Raw genomic sequence first — 8599 nt, 5'->3', positions numbered from 1 at the left:
TCTTTGCTATTTTGCATTTGGACTTTGTAGTATATTTTGGAGCCGGCCGGCACACTTCTGGTGAGCCATACATTACCACCAACCACGGATCCCCGGCCTATTATGGTATTGCCTCCCAGGATAGTGGCCCCTGAGTAAATGATCACATCATCTTCAATAGTCGGATGCCTCTTGGTCTTGGCATCTGCCTTGTCCACGCTAAGTGCTCCCAGAGTTACGCCCTGATAAATTTTTACATGGTCGCCTATGATCGTAGTCTCGCCAATGACTATGCCGGTGCCATGGTCTATGAAAAAGTGCTCTCCGATCCGGGCATTGGGGTGAATGTCGATCCCGGTTTTGCTGTGTGCATGTTCGGTAATAAGCCTGGGAACAGTATTTACGCCCAGCAAGGCCAGTTCATGTGCTATTCTATATGCCGCAATGGCATAAAAGCCGGGATATGCCCTGATGATCTCCTCTTTGCTATGGGCGGCAGGGTCGCCTTCAAACATAGCTTCTACATCCTTTTGTAGTTTGTAGTAAACGTCCGGCAATACCTCAAAGAAATGCTCAATGGTTTCCTGCGAACTCTTGTTCTCATCCAGCAGGTTCTTGTATAATATGCCCTCCATTTCTTTTTTCAGGATGTTTACCCGGTTTTCCAGTTCGGCCAGAGATTCTACCGGAGAGCTGGCAAAGTTGGGAAAGAACACTCCCAACAGATCAACGAAAAAACTTTCTATTGCCTTTGATGATGGGCACTGCGTACACTCCAGGTGCGTGTCGTAAATGTGCTTGATGAAAGTGTGATCCATTCTGTATTAGATAGTTAAGGTTGCTAACTGGTTTTTACATATAAATTACGTAAAAAATGAGCTGTCCGATATCAGACACTCTATTCCATAATCGGACGCATTTAATTTGCTTGTTGTAGTGAAAGTACATTATTTCACGCTATAAGCCTACTTTTTTTGTTGGCATATTTATTGGCAAAGGGAATAATTGTTAACTGAAGACATAAATTTTATGATCAAACTAAAGGGAATAGACAAGTATGTAGACTCACGGTTTCAGAGGACTTTTATCCTGAAAGGAATAGACCTGGAAGTGGAGCAGGGTGAGTTCCTCACCATCATGGGTCCAAGTGGAGCAGGTAAGTCTTCCATTATGAATATAATAGGTATGCTCGATGAACCTTCGCAGGGAGAGTACTACTTTTTTGATGAGCCTGTACATAAGATGAAAGAGCGCAAGAAGTCGGATATGCATAAGCATTATATCGGGTTTATCTTTCAGGCTTATCACCTTATCGATGAGCTTACTGTTTATGAAAACATCGAAACGCCATTGCTTTATAAAGGAGTGAAGAGTGCTCAAAGAAAGAGTATGGTAGCAGAGATGCTCGATCGCTTTCAGATGGTGGCCAAAAAAGATCTTTTCCCTGAACAATTATCCGGCGGACAACAGCAATTAGTGGGAGTGGCGCGTGCCATCATAGGGCAGCCCAAATTATTGCTGGCAGATGAGCCGACCGGTAATCTGCATTCAGAACAAGGCGATGAGATCATGCAGATCTTCAAAAAACTAAACGACGAGGGTATGACGATCATCCAGGTAACGCACTCTGAAAAATGTGCCAACTATGGAAAGAGGATCGTCAGACTGGTTGACGGTGCTGTCGTTTCGGATCAGCCCGTAGAGAAAATAGCTTCTAATTGAGAAACACAACATAACCATGATAAATAGAGTAGCTTCAATAACAACAATATTAGTATCTGCTTTTTGTTTTACAGGTCAGGCACAAGAGGCAGATACATCTACTATTAATACCCCTTTAACCTTTAAAGAGGCAGTAAAAATTGCTTTGGACAATAATGTTGCCCTAAAGCAGCAGCAGAACAATCTTCGGGCTTCCAGTATTGCCAAAACTTCAGGGCTTCTACAGATGGGGCCATCAGTATCAATAGAAGGAAATGTGGGGAGAAATGATGGAAATTCATTTAACCAGCAGGAAGGTCGGGTAGTGAATGGTGTGCTGGATTTTACCAACGTGACGTTGAGGACTTCAATGCCTTTATTTCGGGGGTTTAATCAATTGAACAGTTATAAAGCTTCAAGAGAGCTTTTTGATGCTCAAATAGAAACCGTGGAGCGAACGAAGCAGGATATTATTCAACTGGTGACTGCCAGATATCTGCAGTGTCTTTTGGATAAAGAATTGGTCAAGATTGCAGAACAAAATGTTAAAACTCAGCAGAAGCAATTAGAGCAGATCAATACGCAGGTGGAAGCAGGCAGCAGGGCAGGAGTAGATGCTTCTAATCAGATGTACCAGGTAAAGAACGCTGAGCTCAGCCTTCTGAGGGCTGAAAACAGCCTTAGAAATGATAAAGCTATTCTGGCACAGACACTACAGATGGATCCAGGCGTGAATTTCACTATAGAAGATCCAAGCTGGGAAGCAGCAAAAGTTGACATCAGCTCATCTCTGGAGGAACTTTATACTGTGGCCTTAAATAACAGGTCTGATTTTGAAGGTGCAAAACATACGGAAGCGGCTTTCAGGTTTAGTTACATGGCTCTCAAAGGTACCTATTACCCGAGTATTTCTGCTTTCTTTAATTATGGGTCGGCCTATAACTATATTCACGGAGCTGAAAACAGAACTTTTGATCAGCAATTTACCAATGATAATGTTCAAAAGACCTACGGTGTTGCTTTTACCATACCTATTTTCAGAGGTTTCTCAACCCGCTCCAATGTAGTCCAGTCAAGAGTCTCTTATGAAAATTCACAACTCGATGTTGAGAATATGGAGAATACCGTGAAGTCAGAAGTGTTGCTGGCCTATCAGAATTTTAACGACGCTGTAACAGCATATAAGGTGACCCAAACACAGCTAGAGGCTGCGGAGCTTTCATATACCCTGGGTGCTGAACAGTATGAACTGGGTATTTCTAATCTGGTAGAGTACACCCAGGCCAATCAGGATTATGTACAGGCACAGGCTGATTATGCCAGCGCGAGGTATACTTTGATGTTTCAGGAACTTTTGCTAGATTATGCTACGGGAACCCTGTCTTTTGAAGATATCAAGTAAAGGTTCCCTTTACCTATGTTACTTCTCTGATGAAAGCCTTATCCTGGATAGTCCGAGCCATTGCAGCAATTATTTTGCTGCAAACGCTTTTCTTTAAATTTTCCGGCGCGGAGGAGAGCATTTACATTTTCACTAAGGTAGGCATGGAGCCCTGGGGGCGAATAGGGTCGGGAGTGGCAGAGCTTATTGCATCAGTATTGTTATTAATACCCCGGACTGCGTGGCTCGGGGCTTTAATGGCTCTGGGTATCATGGCCGGAGCTATATTTTTTCATCTTACCGCACTGGGTATTGCGGTAATGGAAGACGGCGGATATTTGTTTGGCCTTGCTGTTACCGTAAGTGTTTGCTCAATTATCACCCTCGTACTGCATAGAGCAGATATCCCATATTTGAATAAACGGAATCTCAGCTAGCTTAAAATCCAAACTTTTCTTAACTTTGCGCTCCCGTTCAGGTGGACGGGCCTGTGCGGTATTATCTGCCGTACATGATTTTAAAACAAATTTGTTGTCTGATTGCTCTAGGGCAGCATGTAATCAAGGGCAGAAATAATGGCAAAAGAAAAAACATCTGCAGAGGAAGAAAACGTAGAATCTGCAAAAACAGAGGAAAAAGCTACTGAAACTTCTGCAAAAGAAGAAAAGAAAGAAGCAAAGAAGCCTGCTGAGAAAAAAGAAACTGTAGCTCCGGAAGATTTCGATTGGGAAGCTTTCGAGACCAAAGGTTTTGGTGAAGGTTACAGCAAAAAGAAGAAGGAAGAAATGGCTTCAATGTATGAAGATACATTGACTACCATTGAGGAGAAGGAAGTTGTTGAAGGTACTGTAGTAGGTATCAACGACAGGGATGTGATCCTTAACATCGGGTTCAAATCTGACGGACTTGTTTCTGCAACTGAATTTAGGGATTTACCTAATCTGAAAGTTGGAGATAAAGTTGAGGTTTTCATCGAAGAGCAGGAAAATGCCAACGGACAATTAGTGCTTTCAAGAAGAAAGGCTAAGATCGTTCAGGCCTGGGATAAAATCACTAAAGCTTACGAAAACGATACGGTTATCGAAGGTTTTGTGAAGAGAAGAACCAAAGGTGGTCTGATCGTTGACATATACGGAGTAGAGGCTTTCTTGCCTGGTTCACAAATCGATGTGAAGCCTATCAGAGACTTCGATATCTTTGTTGACAAGGCTATGGAAGTGAAAGTTGTGAAAATCAACTATACTAACGATAACGTAGTTGTTTCTCACAAAGTACTGATCGAGAAAGATCTTGAAGAACAAAAAGCTGAGATCCTTAACAACCTTGAGAAAGGTCAGGTACTTGAAGGTACTATTAAGAACATGACTAACTTCGGTGTATTCATCGATCTTGGTGGTGTTGATGGTCTTCTTCACATTACTGACATCTCATGGGGCAGGATCAACCACCCTGAAGAAGTACTTAGCCTTGATGAAACTGTTAAGGTTGTTGTACTTGACTTCGACGAAGACAAGAAGAGAATATCTCTGGGTATGAAGCAGCTTACTGCTCACCCTTGGGATTCACTTCCTGCTGATCTTGACATCGGATCTAAAGTTAAAGGTAAGATCGTTAATGTAGCCGATTATGGTGCATTCCTTGAAATTCAACCTGGTGTTGAAGGTCTTATCCACGTGTCTGAAATGTCATGGTCTCAGCACTTGAGAAATCCTCAGGATTTCATCAACATTGGAGACGAGCTTGAAGCAGTAGTATTGACACTTGACAGAGATGACAGAAAAATGTCATTGGGTATCAAGCAACTGACTGAAGATCCTTGGACTAAGCAAGATGTACTTACCAAATACGCTGTAGGTACCAAGCACAAAGGAGTGGTAAGAAACCTTACTAACTTCGGCTTGTTCATCGAGCTTGAAGAAGGTATCGATGGTCTTGTACACGTTTCTGATCTGTCATGGACTAAGAAGATCAAGCATCCTTCTGAGTTTGTGAAAGTAGGAGAGGAGCTTGAAGTAGTAGTACTTGAGCTTGACGTTGATAACAGAAGACTGGCCCTTAGCCACAAGCACCTTGAAGAGAACCCTTGGGATACTTTCGAAACAGTATTTACTCCTGGTTCTGTTCACAAGTGTACTGTTATCGGTCAGAACGATAAAGGCGCTACATTAGAGTTGCCTTACGGTATCGAAGGATTCTGCTCAATTAAGAACCTTGTGAAAGAAGATGGTGAGAAAGCTGAGAACGGCGAAACTTTAGATTTCAAAGTTCAGGAGTTCTCTAAAGACGATAAGAGGATTGTGCTTTCACACAGAGCTATTTACTCTAAAACTGAGGATAAGCCAAAAGCTTCAACTCCTTCTGGTGCAAAGAAAAAGAGCAAGCCTTCAAGCACAGTGAATAAGATCAACAGTGAGACTGAAAAGTCAACTCTTGGAGATCTTGAAGCACTAAGTGCATTGAAAGATAAAATGGAAGGAAATGTTTCTGCTGAAGAGGAGAAACCTGCAAAGAAATCTGATTCTCAAAAATCTAAAGCTGAGAAAGTAGAGGAAGAATTGCCTGAGGGTAAAACTTCTACTGCCAAAGCTGAGGAAGGAAAAGCTAAAGCTGACGAGGCTAAAGCTGAAAAAGACGACGAAGAAGAAAAATAATTCCTTTCGTTATTAATAATAAAGAGGCTGCTTCAACTGAGGCAGCCTCTTTTGATTTCAAGGCCATATTAGTTTTCATCTTACTTGTTGAGCTTGTTTATTTAAGACTAGGCTTAAACATGTGGAGTAGCCGGACCGGAAGATAAAGCTTACCACTTTATAGCAAGTAAACCCTTATATTACTATTTCACAAGGTTGCAAACTGCTTTTGCCAACTGCCATTAGCAACTGTCCATCGAACATAGAGGTAAAAGGTTAGCGTCTCACCGGAAATCCACTGATCCCTTATTACTGACCAGGTTTAAAAACTGAGGATCGCAAAATACGTGTTCAAACAGGTGTGTAAATGCTGCTGAAGATGCTCTCCGTGAGTGTTTTTAGCTAATGTCTGATAGTCAGTGTGTTATTTGCAGTTGGTGAGAAGATGATGTAGAACATTTCCACGACTGTGGTCTTATTTCCACCGACACTTTTCTTCTAAGAGGCTTATTATGCTTGCAAATGGCTTATATTTTTTGGCATGTTTTAAGCATCATTTGTAGGCGACACCGAGATATAAAAGAAAAGCATGATTACAAACATACCCAATCTAAAACGTGCCGAACTGCCGCTGACTATTGCTCAGGTAACTAACGCCACAACAAGCGATGTGCAGTTCAACCAGTTGGTTCATGATCTAAAAAGTCCGGTTAATTCGCTCAAAGGGATCGTAAAGCTTGCACATACCCGCATAGAGGATGAACAGGCCAAAGAGTATTTCTTCATGATTAACAGATGTGTTGATAAACTTGAGGAAAAGATCTCAAATACGCTGAATATGTTCCAGAAAGGTAATGACCTGGAGGAGATTGACTTTGAAACCTTGCTGGACGAGGTAATGGTTTCGCTCAGTCATATTGACGGATTTGAAAATACAGAGTTCTCTATAAATATATCAAATGACGGTACATTCTACGGCTTAAAGCCGGTTTTGGAATCTGTACTACAAAACCTTTTGGAGAACGCTGTGAAGTATAGATGTAAAGACAAAAGCGATTGTTCTGTAACGGTCAGTATCAGTGACCGTGATAATGGAATTCGCATTAAGGTGGCAGACAATGGCATAGGCATAGAGCAGGATAAGTTACCCAGAATCTTTGAGGCTAACTTTAAGTCTATATTATCAGATGAGGACAGCCATGGGCTTGGCCTTTTCCTGGTAAAAAAGGCAGTCGAGAAAATGAATGGTTCCATTGAAGTGGAAAGCTCAGTAAATGTTGGTACATCCTTTATTGTTGATTTGCCGAATACATTAGTTGCTGCGGAACATAAAACCTTTGTAAGTGTAGGGTGATAAATATCAACTATAATCCAATATATGAGCCGGCCGGATGCTGGCTTTTTTTGTGGTTTGATGCAGGTTATCAATGCTTTAAATGTGATTTAACGACAAAAACGACCACTTGAAGCTGTTTCGTGATCGAAGCGCCCCACTGTGTTATTTTTTTCTTTCCTTTATTGTGGAGGAAGAAGCTTATGATCCATCTAAGGGTATATAACCACCACTATGCGAATGATCATCGGATGAATGATGCTAACGAACAGATACTGCGTGTTGTTTTGTTTATAGACCAGTTGAATGATGAAAATACATTTGCAGGAGAAGCAAAAGTAATCGTTAAGGCCAGTCCCGAAAAAGAGATGATAGAGATAGCCGCATACTCGAAAAATGAAATGTTAAAGCGCTATCTGAACAACAGGTTGCTATCCTTCCTGAAAGAAAAGAAGCCCGTTTTGTGAGCTTTTATTTGTATTGAGCTGGTTTTTCGCTGTTTTGGCTTTGCCATTTATTCGATTCAATAAAAATCTTCACTAAATATTGAAATACCTTTGATCAATTTACGAATATTCATAGTTTTGCACACCTGAAAATAAAGAGAGGTTTTCAGTTCTACATAATGGCGCTGTGGCCGAGTGGCTAGGCAGAGGTCTGCAAAACCTTTTACAGCGGTTCGAATCCGCTCAGCGCCTCAAAAACAATTTTAAAGCCTTGATAAACGCTAAGTTTGTCAAGGCTTTTTTGTTTGGTTGTAGGTGAATATGTATAACGCATGAAACTGGATACTGAAAGTCAGTAAACCGAGCTTATTATTATATTATACGCCTTTGCCTACTGCTTTTGCCGATTGCTATTAACAACTGTCTGTCAGCAAAGAGGTGAAAATATAGGGTCTCCCCAGAAATTCCGCTTGATCTATTTTATTAAAACATGTCCATCAAAACCTCATAAACATTTTGGGCTACGATCTCATGCCCTTCCACATTAGGATGTATACCATCGGCAAGGTTTAGATTGCTGTGTCCTGCCACACCTTCCAGGAGGAAAGGGATCAGTGTAGCTTTATTCTTTCTGGCAAGGTCAGGGAAAATGGATTTGAATTCATCCGTATACGTCTTTCCGAGGTTTGGCGGTACCATCATACCGGCAATAATGATCTCAGCATCGGGATTTTTGGCCTTTACTTTATCAATGATCCCCTGGAGGTTCTTTCTGGTCTGATCCAGTGGCAGGCCTCGTAATCCGTCATTTGCACCCAGTTCAAGTACAAATACATCAACCGGTTGCTTCAATATCCAGTCTATACGGTTCAGGCCGCCGGCAGAAGTTTCCCCGCTCAATCCTGCGTTGATAACCTTGTAATTGTATTTTGCAGCCTGCAGTTTGTTGCCCACCAAAGCCGGAAAAGCCTGCTCTTTAGACAGGCCATAACCTGCTGTAATGCTATCCCCGAAAAATATGATGGTTTTTCTTTGCTGGTCAAAACCAAAGCTGATTATTGAAAGTATGATGACGAAAAGTGAGATCCTGTATTTCATATTGTATGTAAATTTTTGCTTCAGGCACAAA

General features: G+C 41.6%; 8 protein-coding genes and 1 tRNA gene. 7 read left to right on the top strand and 2 right to left on the bottom strand.

Features of this window, described 5'->3' with window-relative positions; all coding sequences use genetic code 11:
* A partial coding sequence (locus tag E1163_RS05320; protein ID WP_155170254.1) for a serine O-acetyltransferase occupies positions 1–797 on the bottom strand: 797 nt, incomplete at its 3' end.
* 211 nt (positions 798–1008) lie between these two features.
* Here E1163_RS05320 and E1163_RS05315 point away from each other — a divergent pair.
* The 7 genes from E1163_RS05315 to E1163_RS05285 all read left to right on the top strand — a co-directional run bounded on the left by E1163_RS05315 (position 1009) and on the right by E1163_RS05285 (position 7722).
* Positions 1009–1701 carry an ABC transporter ATP-binding protein gene (locus E1163_RS05315; protein WP_155170252.1) on the top strand — a complete coding sequence of 231 codons (693 nt, stop codon included), beginning with the start codon at positions 1009–1011 and terminating at the stop codon, positions 1699–1701.
* 16 nt (positions 1702–1717) lie between these two features.
* The gene (locus E1163_RS05310) at positions 1718–3082 is read left to right on the top strand and encodes a TolC family protein (protein WP_155170250.1); all 1365 of its coding nucleotides are present in this window, start codon (positions 1718–1720) and stop codon (positions 3080–3082) included.
* A 29-nt stretch (positions 3083–3111) separates the two neighbouring features.
* Positions 3112–3498 (top strand): DoxX family membrane protein, encoded by a 387-nt coding sequence (locus E1163_RS05305; RefSeq protein ID WP_155170248.1) that lies wholly within the window; start codon positions 3112–3114, stop codon positions 3496–3498.
* 138 nt (positions 3499–3636) lie between these two features.
* Entirely contained in the window at positions 3637–5712 is a 2076-nt protein-coding gene (gene rpsA / locus E1163_RS05300) for a 30S ribosomal protein S1 (protein ID WP_155170246.1), read from the top strand.
* 568 nt (positions 5713–6280) lie between these two features.
* On the top strand, positions 6281–7045 hold the full coding sequence (locus E1163_RS05295; protein ID WP_155170244.1) for a sensor histidine kinase: 765 nt from the start codon (positions 6281–6283) through the stop codon (positions 7043–7045).
* A gap of 182 nt (positions 7046–7227) precedes the next feature.
* Positions 7228–7491, top strand: a complete 264-nt coding sequence (locus E1163_RS05290; protein ID WP_155170242.1) for a hypothetical protein — start codon at positions 7228–7230, stop codon at positions 7489–7491.
* Positions 7492–7651: 160 nt separating this feature from the next.
* Positions 7652–7722: transfer RNA gene (locus tag E1163_RS05285), tRNA-Cys, on the top strand.
* A 231-nt stretch (positions 7723–7953) separates the two neighbouring features.
* On the opposite strand, the gene E1163_RS05280 is transcribed toward E1163_RS05285, so the two are convergent.
* Positions 7954–8568, bottom strand: coding sequence for an arylesterase (locus E1163_RS05280; protein WP_155170240.1), 615 nt, complete (start codon positions 8566–8568; stop codon positions 7954–7956).
* Positions 8569–8599: the final 31 nt, after the last annotated feature.

Source organism: Fulvivirga kasyanovii, assembly GCF_009711405.1.
Taxonomy (GTDB): Bacteria; Bacteroidota; Bacteroidia; order Cytophagales; family Cyclobacteriaceae; genus Fulvivirga; species Fulvivirga kasyanovii.
The sequence above is the reverse complement of the archived record's forward strand: the minus strand, read 5'-3'. Positions and strand labels throughout refer to the sequence as shown.